This window comes from Pseudomonas sp. LBUM1657, from assembly GCF_059716075.1.
Genome location: NZ_CP166799.1, coordinates 4,254,651 through 4,269,581 on the forward strand (window position 1 = coordinate 4,254,651; position 14,931 = coordinate 4,269,581).

General features: G+C 58.2%; 8 protein-coding genes and 3 pseudogenes. 5 read left to right on the forward strand and 6 right to left on the reverse strand.

The annotated features are described in order from the left end of the window. The first annotated feature begins 3 nt into the window (after positions 1-3). The 5 genes from ACA055_RS19685 (at position 4) to tssA (ending at position 9,214) form a co-directional block, all read left to right on the forward strand. Complete coding sequence (locus ACA055_RS19685; protein WP_497680169.1) at positions 4-3,888, forward strand: type VI secretion protein IcmF/TssM N-terminal domain-containing protein; 3,885 nt, start codon at positions 4-6, stop codon at positions 3,886-3,888. Between the two features lie 31 nt (positions 3,889-3,919). Next, complete coding sequence (gene tagF / locus ACA055_RS19690) at positions 3,920-4,846, forward strand: type VI secretion system-associated protein TagF (protein WP_497680170.1); 927 nt, start codon at positions 3,920-3,922, stop codon at positions 4,844-4,846. Then, positions 4,843-7,338, forward strand: a complete 2,496-nt coding sequence (gene tssM / locus ACA055_RS19695; RefSeq protein ID WP_497680171.1) for a type VI secretion system membrane subunit TssM — start codon at positions 4,843-4,845, stop codon at positions 7,336-7,338. Before tagF ends, tssM begins: the two co-directional genes overlap by 4 nt. A gap of 165 nt (positions 7,339-7,503) precedes the next feature. Next, the gene (locus tag ACA055_RS19700; protein ID WP_059404755.1) at positions 7,504-8,022 is read left to right on the forward strand and encodes an Hcp family type VI secretion system effector; all 519 of its coding nucleotides are present in this window, start codon (positions 7,504-7,506) and stop codon (positions 8,020-8,022) included. 94 nt (positions 8,023-8,116) lie between these two features. Then, positions 8,117-9,214: a type VI secretion system protein TssA gene (tssA, locus tag ACA055_RS19705; RefSeq protein ID WP_497680172.1), complete on the forward strand. Its 1,098-nt coding sequence runs from the start codon at positions 8,117-8,119 to the stop codon at positions 9,212-9,214. Between the two features lie 158 nt (positions 9,215-9,372). On the opposite strand, the pseudogene istA reads toward tssA, so the two are convergent. From istA to ACA055_RS19735, 6 genes and pseudogenes are all read right to left on the reverse strand, one after another. Then, positions 9,373-10,170, reverse strand: a pseudogene (istA, locus tag ACA055_RS19710) (IS21 family transposase); the annotation flags it as partial. A 379-nt stretch (positions 10,171-10,549) separates the two neighbouring features. Beyond that, on the reverse strand, positions 10,550-10,915 hold the full coding sequence (locus ACA055_RS19715; RefSeq protein ID WP_497680173.1) for an avidin-fold protein: 366 nt from the start codon (positions 10,913-10,915) through the stop codon (positions 10,550-10,552). A 355-nt stretch (positions 10,916-11,270) separates the two neighbouring features. Then, positions 11,271-12,302: an IS110 family RNA-guided transposase gene (locus ACA055_RS19720; protein ID WP_497680174.1), complete on the reverse strand. Its 1,032-nt coding sequence runs from the start codon at positions 12,300-12,302 to the stop codon at positions 11,271-11,273. Positions 12,303-12,524: 222 nt separating this feature from the next. After that, positions 12,525-13,109 (reverse strand): annotated as a pseudogene (locus tag ACA055_RS19725) (isochorismatase family protein). 60 nt (positions 13,110-13,169) lie between these two features. After that, a pseudogene (locus ACA055_RS19730) lies at positions 13,170-13,448 on the reverse strand (pirin-like C-terminal cupin domain-containing protein); the annotation flags it as partial. Between the two features lie 245 nt (positions 13,449-13,693). Continuing rightward, positions 13,694-14,902 carry an MFS transporter gene (locus ACA055_RS19735; protein ID WP_497680175.1) on the reverse strand — a complete coding sequence of 403 codons (1,209 nt, stop codon included), beginning with the start codon at positions 14,900-14,902 and terminating at the stop codon, positions 13,694-13,696. Between the last annotated feature and the right edge of the window lie 29 nt (positions 14,903-14,931).

A 14,931-nucleotide genomic window follows, 5' to 3' on the forward strand; every position in this document is an offset into this window, starting at 1 on the left:
GACATGAAGACATTATTGCGTTTGTTGAAAAGCTTTTGGTTTGTCATCCCCGTTCTGTGGCTGGCGAGCCTGGCGGTTGGCTGGTTCGCGGCACCGCACGTGAGCTGGTTGCGTGGTTACACGCTGGAGGCGATGGCGATCATCAGCGCCTTCTATTTGCTGATCATTGTGCTGCGTCAGTACAAGCGGATCCGCGCTGAACACAACCTTGAGAACCTGGTGCAGATCGAGGTGGATCGATCGCTTAAATCCACCGGTGAATTCCGCGACCAGCAAGTGCTGCGCGAACGGCTCAAGCACGCCATCGCGATGCTGCGCACCGACCGCTCGGCCGGTGGCGGCGGCTCGTCGGCGCTGTATGACTTACCGTGGTACCTGGTCATCGGTATGTCCGGTGCCGGCAAAACCTCATTGCTGACGCGTTCCGGCCTGTCCGCGAGCATCGCCAACAGCGCCAATGACACACAAAGCGGTACGCAACATTGCGACTGGTACTTCAGCCCTGAGGCCGTGATGATCGACACGGCCGGTCGCTACCTGCGGGACGACCAGTCGGCCAGCGAATTCGCCGCGTTCCTGCGGATGCTGAAAAAACAACGCAACAAAGCCGCCGTCAACGGCCTGGTGCTGGTGGTGAGCCTGCCTGAACTGCTGGCCGCCAGCGCCACCGAGCGCAACGAGCTCGCTGCACAACTGGTGTCACGCATTGAGGAATACACCGACTGCCTGGACGCCAACCCGCCGATCTACCTGATGTTGAGCAAGACCGATCAACTGCCGGGGTTCAGCCAGGCTTTTGACGGCCTGGACCTGAACGAACGTCAGCAACCGCTGGGCATGACCTTCGGTTTGTCGGAAATCCGCAACCAGGGTTTGCGCCCGGTGCTGGATGCCAAGCTGGCCAACCTGCACAGTCATATTCGCCGTCACGTCGACGCGCAGATGATTGCGTTGGGCGCCGATGCCGACAGCGCGCTGCTGAACTTCCCGAACTATTTTTCCGAACTGTCGGTGGTGCTCGAACAGTTTCTCCAGCACTTCGCCCAGACCGGTCATTCGGGTACGCAACTGTTGTTGCGCGGCCTGTATTTCACCAGTGCTTTGCAGACCGATCAGCAACTGAGCCAGGTCTATGAAGAAGATCTCGCCGAGTCGTTTTCACTGCTGCCAGAAGCCGAGCACGACAAGCACACACCCAGCAGCGGCAAGAAAATCAGTGACCGCAGCTATTTCATTACCGATACGTTCCGCCGCGTGATTTTCCCGGACCGCGACCTGACACTTTATCAGTCGCGTTCCGGACACAACAAATCCTTCAGCCCGGCCGTGCTGGGTGTGGCCGTGCTCGCCGCACTGGTGTTCATTGGCTGGCAAACCCTGTCCTTCCAGAACAACCGTCAGTGGCTGGCCGCATTGCGCGAGCAACTCAACGAGCTGCAGCAATCACCGGGGCGCGCCGAGTTGCTGGCCTCGGGCCAAGGCCTGGAATTGCTCCGCGATCAACTCGCCGCCATCGAGAAGTACCGTGCCAAAGGCGTACCGCTGCAACTCAGCGCTGGCCTCTATCGGGGTGACGACATCTACCGCGTCGCACAGACTGCTTATTTGCAGCAGTTGCGTACTCAGGCGCTCGAACCGATCACCCTGCAACTTCAATTGCAGATGCGCGCCTTCAATGAGTTCGCAAAAACCATGGACCCGCAGAACAGCTTCGCGGCGGCGCCCGCCAAGGCCGGTAGTCCGTCAGCCAAAGCTCGCGCGCAAGGGCTGAAACTGCCGACCCGCTTGAGCAGCGTTCCGCGCAGCGCCGGTGATGTCACCAGTCGTTTGAGCGCTGCGGCCAAGGGTTCCGCGAACAAGGTGCGCGGGGATACGTTGACCGCACTGCGTAATCCGGCCACGGCGAGCGACGCCGCAGAACTGTCGGCGACCACCGGTGGGCTCTCGTTGTCCGAAGAAATGCTCGGTCGACTGGATGAGCGCCAGGTCGCTTCCATCATCGAGTCCTATAACGCGCTGAAGCTCTACTTGATGCTGACGCAACCTGAAACCCATCCTGAGCCAGAGTTCGTCGGCGCGGCGTTGCCGGTTGCCTGGGCCAAAACCGCCAATACCGACAACCCGGTCAGCACAGCGGTTATTCAGGACAACTCGCCGGTCTACGTGCAACTGCTGAAAAATGGCCAGGCGCCGTCCCTGCCACGTAACGAGCAATTGATCAGCGAAACCCGCAATAGCTTGAAGTCGTTCATGATTTCCAGCTCGCTGGTGGACCGTGAATATCTGCGCCTGCAATTAGAGTCCAGCCGCCAGTTCCCGGCCGTGGGCCTGAGCGATCTGGTGCCGCTGCCAGGGCGTCAGCTGTTGTACGGCAGCGAAGCGGTGCCGGCGATTTTCACCCGTCAGGGTTGGGAACAGTTTGTGAAGCCTGAGCTGATCAAACTGCTGTCGGGCAACCTGCAAAACGAATCGGACTGGGTGCTCGATGGCGAAGGCGGCGACAGCCTGGTGCAGAAAGCCAACTTCATCCGTGAGTTCATGACGCGTTACAAACGCGACTACACCCAAGCCTGGTACACCCTGATCGACAGCGTCGGTGTTCGCCATTTCACTGACATGGCCAACGCGACCCAACAACTGTCGCTGCTCAGCGACGTGCAGAACTCGCCGGTGAAAAACCTGCTTGCAGCGGTCAACGACAACACCCAATGGGATGTGCCTGCACCGCGTGAAACGCAGCAACCGGGGATCAAGCGCGATGACGGTTTCTGGGGCAAGGTCACGGGGATTTTCGATGGGCAGGACACCTCGCCCAATGCGCTGATTTCACCGTTGCCTGCGGTGGACGACGGCAGCCTGGCCAAGCGCTTCGAGCCGGTGTCGCGGGTCTTCGCCGTGCAAAACGCCGAGGGCGCCGACAGCACGATCATGGATCGCTACCTGGCGGCGTTGCGCAAACTCAAAGTGCGGATGAACAACATCCAGCGCTCCCAAGACGTCGGCAAAAGCAGCAAGCAACTGATCAGCGAAACCCTGGAAGGTCAGCCGAGCGAAGTCACCAGCGTGCGCAACTACGTGGAGACCACCGTCGACACCAGTCAGGGCGGCCTGTCGACTTCGCTGCAAGGCCTGTTCAGTTTGCCGATTCAGTTCGCCTGGGAAACCCTGCGCGATCCGGCCGGCGAGCAGATCGCCAAGGCCTGGGCACAACAGATCACCAAGCCTTGGGAACAAGTCATGGCGCACCGTTACCCGATCGCGGCAGGCAGTCGCAATGAAGCCTCGGTCAAGGACCTGCAGCGTTTCGTCGACCCCGAATCCGGCTTGCTGCCGAACTTCAAGCGCAACGAAATCGGCAATCTGTCCGGGGGCGAAGGCCTCGGCATGAGCAGCGCCAGCAAAGCAACGCCGCTGGTCAATCCGAACATGGTCAACAGCATCGACAAGGCCAGCTCACTGGGCCAGGTCATTGCCAGCCTGTCGGACCGGGAAAACGGTTTTGAGATCATGCTGGAGCCAGCGGCCTGGTTCACCGACATCATCTTCACCCTGGACGGTCAGGTGCAGCACTATCGCAACGGCAAGACCAGCTGGAGCCGCTTCTCCTGGCCGGGCACCACCACCGCACCGGGTGCACGCATGGACGTGGTCACGCTGAGCGGCGAACGCATCACGGTGTTCGACTACCCCGGTCGCTGGGGCCTGTTGCGCATGAATGACAGCGCCCGCGTCAGCGATCTGGATGGTATCCAGCAACGTTTCAGCTGGAACACCGCCAGTGGCCAGGTCAGCCTCGCCGTGCGCAACTACGGCGGCGTCAAGCTGACCGACCTGGCGAACGTCAAGGCACTGAGTGCACTCAACGCCAGCGGCGGACGGGTCCAGTGAGCACGCTCGCCTTGAATCAGGGACACGGCCAATGATTGGCTGTTTCGGAAAAGTGCCCGCGAGCCCGGACTTCGTCAGCCTGCACGGTGCAGCCGACGACGTCTGCGAGTTCGATGCCTGGCTGCAAGGCGCATTGGCCGCCCTGCAGCCTCTTGAGGACTGGCGAGAGTTGTTCGACGCGTTACCGGTGTGCTTTTTCAGCTACCGCGCACGCAGTGGCAACTGGTTGGTCGGCGGCTTGATCAGCTCGAGGGATTCCAGCCAGCGGCGTTATCCGTTTTTCATTTTTCAAACGGTCAAAGCCAGCGACTCCGGGACGTTGGTCAATCCTTTCACCCTGAGCGAACTATTCAGCGGGCAGATCAGGCCGTTGCTGCACATGGCCGCCCAGGGCGAAAGTACGTCCGTGCTGTTCGACCGCATCAAGGCCTTGCGCCCGTTGCAAGGTCAGGATTTCGAGTTGTTCCGGCGCGTGCATGACAAGTTCCTGGTGAACTTCAACCTGCGCGACATCGCCACCGCGCTGGAAGGCGCCTTCCCGGAATTTGTCACCAATGCCGTACTGACCCGGCTGCTGGCGTTCAAAAGCCATCTGCATCAGCCAACGCCGATGGGGATTTCCCTGCCCTTGCCGGCGGAAAGAGGTTTGAAAAATCCGACCGCCGATTTGTGGATCACCTGGTTGGCGCGAATGACCGCCGGCAGCGGCGTGCCGCAGGTCAGTCTGTTGGCAGACGACTTTATGCGCCCCCGGCTGATCTGTTTCCCGTCACGAAACAACAGCGATGCCTATCGCGTGCTGACCGGTAGCGGCAACCGCTTGCAGAGCCATGACGTGCTGGCGTCATTCGATGCATTTGATGAGCACCACCCGAAACACGCCTTTCCCGAAATCGACCGCCCTCTTGATGACGTTATCGACCGTTTTGTCGACGCGCTGGATTTGAAGTCCGTATGAACAAGATCAAGTATTACTTCTTGCGCTTCCAACCCTACATTCTGGGGGTTTGTTTTTTCCTCACCATTTTCGTGGTGTGGGGCATTGGTCGTGCGTTTGATTTCAGCTCGCTGAACAGCCTGCTGACCGGCATCGGCTTGTTCCTGCTGCTCTCGGCCGGCTACGTGCTGCTGCTTTATCGGGGCGTGTCGCGACACCACAACCTTGAAGGGCTGCTGCGCGACGACGCCGATCAAGCGGTGCTCAACGCCAGCCCGGCGGACCGCGAAGAAGTCAGCCTGTTGCGCGAGCGCCTGTTGCAGAGCATCGAGCGGCTGCACAGCAACAAGCCGCGGGGCAGCAATCCCAAGGATGCGCTGTATGCCCTGCCCTGGTACCTGGTGATCGGCCAGCCGGCTGCCGGCAAAAGTACGATGCTCTATCAATCGGGCCTCAACTTCCCGTATGCGGAGCGTGAAGGTGCGCGTGTCGCCGGCCTGGGCGGCACCCGCAACTGCGACTGGTTTTTCAGTTCCGAAGCCGTCCTGCTGGATACCGCCGGTCGCTACATGAACAACCAGGAAGAGGCCGGCAAATGGCGGGCCTTCCTGCAACTGTTGCGTCAGCACCGCCAGCGTCGGCCGCTCAACGGCTTGATCGTCTCCGTCAGCATTCACGACATTCTGCAAACGTCGCTCGAAGACCAGGAGCGTATTGCCAAGCGCCTGCGCGAACGCATCCAGGAAACCCATGCGCTGCTGGAAGTGCGCCTGCCGGTCTACCTGGTGTTCACCAAGTGTGATCTGGTGCCGGGTTTTGCCCCGTTCTATCGCCAACTGGATGACGTTGCCCGCGGCGAAGTCATGGGCAAGACGTTTTCCCATAAAGGGTACGAAAAGGCCGACTGGGGCCGTCAATTCGGCGTGGCGATGGACGAGTTAGTCAGCTATTGGCAGCAGGTGGCGAGTCAACAACTGGTCATGCAGGACATTCAGATCACCCGCCAGGATTCAGCGGTGTATCGCTTTCCGCTGGAACTGGCGGCGCTGAAGCCGAGGCTGCAGTTGTTCGTCGATGCGCTGTTACGCGCCAACCCGTACCAAAAGGCCGAACTGCTGCGCGGCTTCTATTTCACCAGTGCACTGGACGCCGACCAACCGGAAATGGGTGGGCACACGCGCCAGGTTACCGAGCGTTTCTCACTGGACAGTGATCAAGAGATCGCCAGCGGCGATGCGCAACCGCGTCCGCTGTTCATCAACAGCCTGTTCCGCAAAGTCATCATTCCCGACCAGCATCTGGTGGCGCTGTACACCACCAACCATCGCGAACGTCGGCGCAAGGCGGCGTGGATTGGTGGTGCCGGTCTGGTCGCGGTGCTGCTGTGCAGCTTGCTGGGCTGGTCCTATGTGAACAACAAAAACACCGTGCAGACTATTTCCACGGAACTGGCCCAGGCGGCCAAAGCCGACGCTTCGGCGACGGGGCAATACACCGACTGGCAAACGCTGGATCGCATGCGCTTCTGGACCGCCCATTACTACGCGCAGCACCACGATGAAGGTGTGCCGATGCGCATGCGCCTGGGGCTTTACCAGGGCTACAAAGTCGAGCCGCTGGTGCGCAGTCAGTATTTCAGCCGGCTGGAAAGCGTGATGCTCAAGCCGACCGCCGACAACCTGACCCGCTCGCTGTACCTGTTGACCACCCTCAAGGTGTATCAGCGCAACAGCAAGGAACTGCTGCCCGTGACCGGCGTGGACAGTGTCGAACCCAAGGCGCTGCCTAGCGACAACCGGGCGCAGTCCATCGCGGCGTTCGGCAAGACGACGCTGGACACCTACGTCATGCTCTCGCGTGCCCAGCGCGAAAAGGCTGATCCGGCGTTCCTGAAAGCGAAAATGCCAGATTACTGGTACCCGGCGATTACCCGCCAGACCGGTAAGACCATCGGTGTTTCGAATGACGCTTCGGCCTCGAATCAGGATTACGAGTTTGCCAGCCGGCAGACCAATTTCTACAGCGACCAGATCCACGAGGAAGACGTGCCTCGGATCCTCGATAACGCGTTCCTGACCTCCAGTTCGCGTAACTACATCAACAGTTTGCTCACGCAATCGTTGCGCTCGATCGAGACCATCACCCTGGAATCGGACACCTTGTTCGCCTTTGGCCGTGCCGACTTCCAGAGCCTGAAAACCGAAGGTCAGGGCCAGTTGAGCGCCATCGCCGGCAAGCTGTTGAGCACGCCTGACATCGGCAAAATCATCATCGCCGGGCACGCCGATCAACTGGGCGACCCACGGGGCAACCTGCAGGTTTCCCGGCAGCGCGCACAAACCATCAAGACCTACCTGGTGGGCAAAGGCGTGCCGGGTGAACTGGTGGAAGCCGTCGGCGAAGGCAGCACCAAGCCCTTGGTCAAATGCAACATGCAGCAACCAAGAGCGCAGCTTATTCAGTGCCTGGAACCTAACCGGCGCGTGGAAATCGAAGTACGGGCGCTCAACTGAGTCGGCCGTGCTTGTGAAGGAAAACTGTTGCCTGGGCCCGCTTGAAGTTCGGCCCAGGCCGGTAAGACACCTCTCTTGATCGTTTCAAAGAGGTTAAAAACGAAGGGTTGTGATCTGTCCGCAGGTTGTTACAGCCCTTTAAATGAAGGTAAGGAGAAATTAGAAATGGCATTTGACGCATACATTCAGATCGAAGGCATTCCAGGTGAAGTGCTCGACGACAAGCACAAGGACTGGATCGAAGTGCTGGGCTACGAGTACGGCGCAACTCAGGCGACTTCCGCGACTGCAAGCTCTTCGGGCGGTGCTTCGTCGGAGCGTGTGTCGTTGAGCGATTTCAGCATCCGCAAAGCCGTTGACAAGGCTTCTGCCAAGCTGTTCGAAGCCTGCTGCAAAGGCACTCACATCGCCAAGATCCAGCTGAACGTCAACCGCGCGGGCGGTGACAAGGTCACTTACCTGACCATCAACCTGGAAGAAGTCGTGGTCTCCTCCGTCAAGGCTGTCGCCGGCGGCAGTCAGGGCGGCGAAGACAAAGCGGTCAGCGATCTGCCGATTGAAGAAATCAGCTTCAACTTCGCGCGCATCAAGACTACCTACACCCAACAAAGCCGTGCCGATGGCCAGGGCGGCGGTAACGTCACCGGTGGTTGGGATCGCACGGCGAACAAAGTTTTCGCTTAAGCCCGTAGCGATAGCGGACCGCGCACGCGGTCCGCATTCAGCACCGTGCCTGCCAAACAGGCGCGGTGTTCTTTTATTTTGATCAGAGTTGCCTATGTCTGAATTTCTCAACGACCTTTCGCTGGCCGAACTGACAGCGCCCATCAATGAGGGGAGCGGTGAAGACTTGAGTTTTTCCACCTTGTTCGATCAGGTGAAGGAAGCTCGTCGAGCAGACCCCGATTACCTTACCCAGGGTGACTGGCAAACCGATCTCAAGGCTTCCGATTGGGATCTGACCATTACCTTGGCTGCACAAGGCCTGGCTCGACAGAGCAAAGACTTGATGCTGGTCGCCTGGCTCAGTGAAGGCCTGGCGCACAAGTACCATTTTGTTGGTATTACCTTCGGCCTGACGCTGGCCGAGCGCATTCTGCAAACCTTCTGGGCGGATCTGTTTCCCTCCTTGGAGGACGGCGTCGATGAACGCGCCGCACGCCTGGCGTGGATGAAAACCTCGCTGGCGGACATCGTCGGCGCATTGCCGATCACCCAGGGGCAATATTACGGTCTGCTTCGCTATGACGAATCCAGGCACATCGAAAACCTGGCGCTGCAAAACCCTCAGGCGATGCGGGCCGCCCTCGACGAAGGCAAGATCAACGCGGAAGTCTTCCAGCGTTCGGTGGTGCTGACCGACTCGGATCATCTGCGCCTCAAGGCCGGCGAGATAGCCGCCTGCCTGAAAGCCTGCCAGCAGCTTCAGAGCACCGCGGACAGGCACTTTGGCCCTGAAGCTCCGAGCTTTGCTGGGCTCAATGACATTCTGTTCCGCGCAGGACAACTGGCGGAAAAACTGCTCAAGGACCGGGGCATCGAACTGACCCCGGCCCCTGTCGCGCCGGCTCCGGCCATCCCTGAAAGCACTGGCGAACAACCCGCAGGTTCCGCAATGACCCAGCCTGAACAAAGTCTTTCAAGCACACCGCTTCGAACCACCCCGCAGACCCGCGATGAAGCGTTCACCCTGCTGGCGGGCATCGCCCAGTTCTTCAAACAGACCGAGCCCCAAAGCCCCGTCCCTTATCTGATCGAACGCGCGATCAAATGGGGCAACATGCCGCTCGAGGGTTGGCTGATCGATGTGATCAAAGACAGCAATGTGGTGGACAGCATCCGCGATGTGCTGGGGACCAAGGAAGCGAAGTCCTGACATACCGCCTTCGCGAGCAAGCTCGTTCCCACATTTGATTGCGGCCGTACATCGACTTGGCGACAGGCGCTACCTTGAGTTGCAGGTTGGTTTCTACGGAAGGAGGTGGTGCAGTGGAGGTCAGTCGAGCTAGAACATTCAGGATGTGATCGGCGCTCATTCAATTCTTCGAAGGTGTGAAACATGCAGTCTTGAGCGTCGAGCCAGATGCGTCGTCTGCTGTCTTGCATGTTCTTTTCAAAGATGCCTTTTTCCCAGCCCGAGGCGACATTGCAGAAGTCCGGATCGAACAGGTAGTGCGCGCACATCACGGAAAACCGAGCATTGACCGTGCGGCCTTTGCCCTTGTTAACCTTGTCGACAGCCGTTTTCATGTTGTCGTAGATGCAGCGACGTGGCACCCCACCTAACGCACTGAACGAGCGCGTATGGGCATCGAACAGCATCTCGTGGCCTTGGCTGGGATACGCAACCAGCCAGAACGCGCGACTGGCGCACAGCTTCATGTGGGAGACCTGGATGCGTCGGAACAGGCCGCCGATCAGCAGACCTTCTTCGCTCCTGTCAAATTGAAAAGCCTCACCGAGTGCAAACGTCAGCGGCACAAAGGCACGTAACGATTTGCCTTGCTCACCGCGCCACGAGCGGATGAAGGCTGTGAGCTGGCTGTAGCCGCCGTCAGAACCCTGGGCTTTGATCTGCTCAAAGAGTGCTTTGGCGCTCCTGCGGTTGTGCTTTGCCCGAAACGAATCAGCCTTCAGCGCCTGCTCCAGCGTCTCGTGGAATGGGCCGAGTTTGTTGAAGGTTTCGCACCGCTGGTACGCCGGCTGAGTGGCTTCGGGTGCTCTAACCCATTTTCGGATGGTGTTTCTCGACAGCCCGGTACGCTAGGCGATCTGGTGCAGCGACAGCTTGTCGCGAAAGTACATCCTCCGAATTTTCCCCAACATTTCCATGCTGATCACCCTGTGTTCTCCTTCTCGGAAAGTGAGCAGAAGTAGTTGAACACCTGGGTCAGTTTTCGGTCAGCGGCAACAGATTGACGGATCCCGTTTAGGTGCATGCATACTTTTTGTGCCAATTTGCATTTAATTCCAGCCCCCCCCTGAGTCCATATGCCCGTCGGCAAATGCAACGTCAGCTTTGGTCAAAATCGACCCTTCACGACAGGCGTCAATCGGCCAGAAGCGGACGCTCAAAGCTGAAGTCCTGACGGTCTATCTTTTCATCGTAACGATTGTGCTTCACTGGCCGCGCGAGCGCGGATGAGCTGTCCAGGGACCGCTCCTCGCAGCCAGTCGATGAGTGTCTGCCAATGTAAGTAAAACCGTTTAGCTATTCGACTAACTCGACGTAATTAGACTCGCCACCTCCAGTCGCACCGGACAACCAACCCCAAACGAAGTGAAGAGTCGTACGCCCATTTTGATCCACCCCCACCGTACCGCGTGACCAACCAGCAAGAAGCTCACCATCCGTGGTTAAACAGTGGTAAAGAAGTTCAATGGTATCGGGGCCTGTCACGCGACCAACCTGGCTTCCTATACGGATCCGTCGGCCTTGGTAGCGGCTGGTAATAGCACCATCTTCAACAAAGTAATGAAATATCGTGCCAGCACCTGATAGACCTTTGGTGTTGTTCGCTACTGTGAATCGGCGATTGTTCAAACGCTCGTTGATTAGGGAAAAAGCGATTTCCATAAGTGTCGTGTCCTTCCAGTGAGAAATCCATTCCTGCCTGAGCCTACCTTAAACCAGGCTGCGTAGAGGGTTCCATCTGAAAGTCCGTATATGGACTCCTCCTCATTGCAAGCCCCGTTGCTTTGGCGCCCGTGCCGACTGCACACGTATATTCGGCCTCTAAATACGGCATCGTTTCGATGCAGGGCCATGATGGGCTATTCGCGCGCCGGCTCCCGATCGCTTTTTCGTGCTTTTCGCACTTGGACATTCAAGGGTTTTGCCGACGCCGGTTCGACCGGTTTGCCATCGTTCAGGTTGCTTCGCAATCGTGGTTAAGAGTTGTTTCTCTCGTAGAACACGTCGGGTAAATAGATCAGGCCGCTGCCTGATTCGGTTGGTAATCAGTGCCGTGACGCAGCATCGCCCAAGCCATGCGTGCAGTTTTGTTGGCCAGCGCAATAGCGGCCACATTGGGATGCGATCGCTCGGCTAAACGAACGGCCCACTGGCTGAGCCGATCCTCTTTGGATTTGGCTGTGCGTAGCGCCGAGCGTGCGCCATGCACCATCAATGTTCGCAGATACGTATCACCGCGCTTGCTGATACCGAGTAGTCGATCCTTACCACCAGAACTGTGTTGCCTCGGTGTCAGTCCCAGCGAGGCGGCAAACTGTCGGCCATTGGCAAACTGACGGGCATCACCGAGAGCGACGACGAGCGCTGTGGTGATCATTGGACCGACACCGCGCAGCTGTTGAAGGCGAACGGCGGACGGCTCGTTTGTCGCGATCGCAGTGATCTCGTCGTCGAGCTTGCATACACGCCCATCCAGCGCACGAAGGTCGTCCCACAAACCATCCAGCAGACGACGAAAGCGTGCCGTCAAACCGTTATCCGCATCCTCTAGCCAGCACGGTATTGCACGACGCAGCATCAGCAATTCCTTCGGTGCAATGAGACCGTACTCGGCGACCAGCCCACGGATCTGATTGGCTTTGGCCGTCCGCTGTTCGATTAAGCCGGCCCGGATGCGATGCGTCGCCTGGATATCCTGTTGTTCGATCGTCTTGATGGCGACGAAGCGCATGCTGGGTCGGCTCATTGCTTCGCAGATCGCCTCGGCATCGTTCGCGTCGTTCTTGTTGCTTTTGACATAAGGTTTAACGAACTGGGGGGCGATCAGCTTGACTCGAAATCCGAGAGCTTCGAGTTGCCGCGCCCAATGATGGGCCCCACCGCAACTCTCCATGCCGATCTCACAACCAGGTTCGACCTTTTCCAGCACCGTTTGAAGCCAGCGATCACGTGGTAGCCGCTGCCGCCAGACCGGCTTCTCATGACAATCCACGCCATGGATCTGAAATACGTTCTTGGCCAGGTCGACCCCAATTCGCATAAGCTTCATGTGTGGACTCCTTCTCACTGTTGACTGTGGTTCGCACTTTCAGTCTGGCACTCAAGATGCCGAAGTGAGGAGGAGTCCATCCCATTGCTTTTGGCCGATTTCTGCCTTTCACGACCGGCCAAAGCAGTCGGTCAGCACTGTCGAACCAGAAACACGCTGTTTCGCAATCAACGGAGGCCCGGACACCCCGCGTGGAGGTATTCCGGGCCGTTGGAAGCTTCTTTATTTGTCGAAGGCTTCCATAAGCTTTTGAACCAACTCGCCGCCTTCCGGTGTTGCCCAACTGCCTACCAGTTCGGCGATCAGCTGGTTGGTGGTGGTCAGCGTCACACCGGCTTTATCCATACGGCGCAAAGCAATGTCATCCGCCATGGCGGTAGGCGAGGCGCCCCCATCGGCGACTACCTGCACTTCTTAATCATCACGAACCAACGAAAGCGCCGGGTAGACGGTGCACACATCGTTGGTCACCCCGGCAATGATCAGCTTCTTGCGACCTGTCGCCTTCACGGCTGCGGCGAAGTTTTCATCGTCCATTGCATTGACGATGCCCATGCGTTTGATGCGGCCGGCAAACTCAGTCGGAAGGATCTCTTCCGGTTCGCTCAGCCGCGGGCCTTGGGCATATTCTTCCATGCTGGAAGTCAGTACGACGGGAAGCTTAAGGATGCGTGCTGCTTTGGCTAGCATCAGGGCGTTGCGCTTGAGTTCTTCGAAGGGCATGGATTTAGCCCAGCCCATGGTCCCGACCTGGTGATCGATCAGCAGTAGGGCCGCATTGTCAGCATTGAAGTTTTCAAATGTTATGGTGATTCTCCTGGCGACTATGATGGGGTACGTACCCCGGTTGTTGGATCTATGAATCGGTTAACGGGCGTGCAGCATTCCATACTCACCGCGCCGGTAGCCGTCTACCGCTGTGGCCAGCGCGTCCATCGAAGCGAGGGCCATTGGCCCGTGCCAAAACACCGGTTGATTCAACGGAGTGCCGGAAAACATGACAACCTTGGCATTTCCGGTCCTGGCTTGCAGGGTGACAAGCCGATCCGCGCCCTGAGGAAGATTGACCGGCGCCTTGGGATCAGTCAGGTCGAACGCCTGGCCGTCGACAGACACCTGACCGTCGATTGGCATCACGAACGTCGACGCTGATGAAGCAGCCCAAGAGCAATCTCCACATTGTGAAGGATCTGTTAGGCCACCGAAGCATCGCTACGACCCTGAAATACGTCCATGTGGATGTTGACCAGGTGAGGCGCGCATTGGAGGTGATGCGGTAGCGAACGGTCTAAAACCTTGGTCATTGGGCTAGATAACAAAAAAGCCTGCAGCGATGCAGGCTTTTTGCTTGTTACGGATCTCATTAAACGCGGAGCATCTTCGCTTAGCCTTCATACCGAATACGATGCTGCCATTGAATGCTCTCGCATGCGCCGGTGCCCCCAAATAGCTACCAGCAGTACAGCTACTCCTGCGGCGAGTGCAATATTGAACCCAAAGCGAGCGCCCTCCATATCCACCAGTTGGCCAGACGCAGCAGCACCCATCGCCACACCCACGTTCAAGCCCGCCAGCAACCAGGTCATACCTTCGGTTAATTGCCGCTCCGGCACAATTCGCTCTACCAGAGACATCGCTACAATCATGGTGGGCGCAAAGAACAAACCTGCAACCAATACCGCGCCTGAGAGGCTGGCAATATTGCCAGCCATCAATAAAGGCAGTGTTGTTGCGGCGGTTGCAAGGCCGCCCAGCAGTAAGAGTTTATGCAGTGGCGTTTTCAGTTTGAGAGCGCCGAACAACAGGCCTGCGGCGCATGAGCCGATGGCGTAGCACGACAGTACGATACTGGCCGCTGCCGGACTACCCATTTGTTCTGCGAACGCGACACTTACGATATCGACCGTTCCAACGATGACGCCCATCGCAACCATCAGCAACGTTAACAACCGAACGTCCGCTAACCGAAAAATGGACGCTGTTCGGGTGCTCATTTCTTCGGCCGATTCTACCGGCGGTTCGGTGGATACCTGTGCTGCTAGAGCAAGTGCACCTATCGCAAGGAGTACAACCGCTGCTAACGGTCCTGCCTGGGGGAAGACGGCAACGCTCAAACCAACCGAAATCGGCGGGCCCGCGATAAACGTCACTTCGTCCAATACGGTTTCCAGTGAATAGGCTGTTTGCAGCTGTGGTTTGCCCCTGTAGATTGCCGTCCACCGAGCGCGGACCATCGCCGACATGCTCGGCATGAAACCCGCCAACACAGCGGCTAAGAACAATGTCCAATCGGGCGTATGCCAATAGGTACAGCCAAGCAGTAGCAGAATACCCAAGAAGCTGACGCCGGCGGATAACGGTAATACTTTGCGCTGCCCGTATCGATCCACCATGCGTGAAACTTGAGGCGACATTAACGCATACGTCAAAACAAAAGTGGCTGAAACCGCACCCGCCAGCGCGTAGCTACCGCGCAACTGCGAAAGCATGGTGATGATCCCGATGCCTGTCATGGGCAGCGGTAGCCGGGCAAGAAGGCCAGCGAGGGAAAACCCCTTGGTGCCTGGGGCTTGGAATAGTACTCGGTACGGATTAGCCATGCTCGATACTCCTTATCGAATGAGTTCAG

Bases quoted from the DNA above. Each gene is read 5' to 3' on its own strand.
- ACA055_RS19700 (WP_059404755.1), top strand. From the start codon at position 7,504: ATGGCATTTGACGCATACATTCAGATCGAAGGCATTCCAGGTGAAGTG.
- ACA055_RS19720 (WP_497680174.1), bottom strand. From the start codon at position 12,302: ATGAAGCTTATGCGAATTGGGGTCGACCTGGCCAAGAACGTATTTCAG.
- ACA055_RS19715 (WP_497680173.1), bottom strand. From the start codon at position 10,915: ATGGAAATCGCTTTTTCCCTAATCAACGAGCGTTTGAACAATCGCCGA.
- tssM (WP_497680171.1), top strand. From the start codon at position 4,843: ATGAACAAGATCAAGTATTACTTCTTGCGCTTCCAACCCTACATTCTG.
- ACA055_RS19685 (WP_497680169.1), top strand. From the start codon at position 4: ATGAAGACATTATTGCGTTTGTTGAAAAGCTTTTGGTTTGTCATCCCC.
- tagF (WP_497680170.1), top strand. From the start codon at position 3,920: ATGATTGGCTGTTTCGGAAAAGTGCCCGCGAGCCCGGACTTCGTCAGC.
- ACA055_RS19735 (WP_497680175.1), bottom strand. From the start codon at position 14,902: ATGGCTAATCCGTACCGAGTACTATTCCAAGCCCCAGGCACCAAGGGG.
- tssA (WP_497680172.1), top strand. From the start codon at position 8,117: ATGTCTGAATTTCTCAACGACCTTTCGCTGGCCGAACTGACAGCGCCC.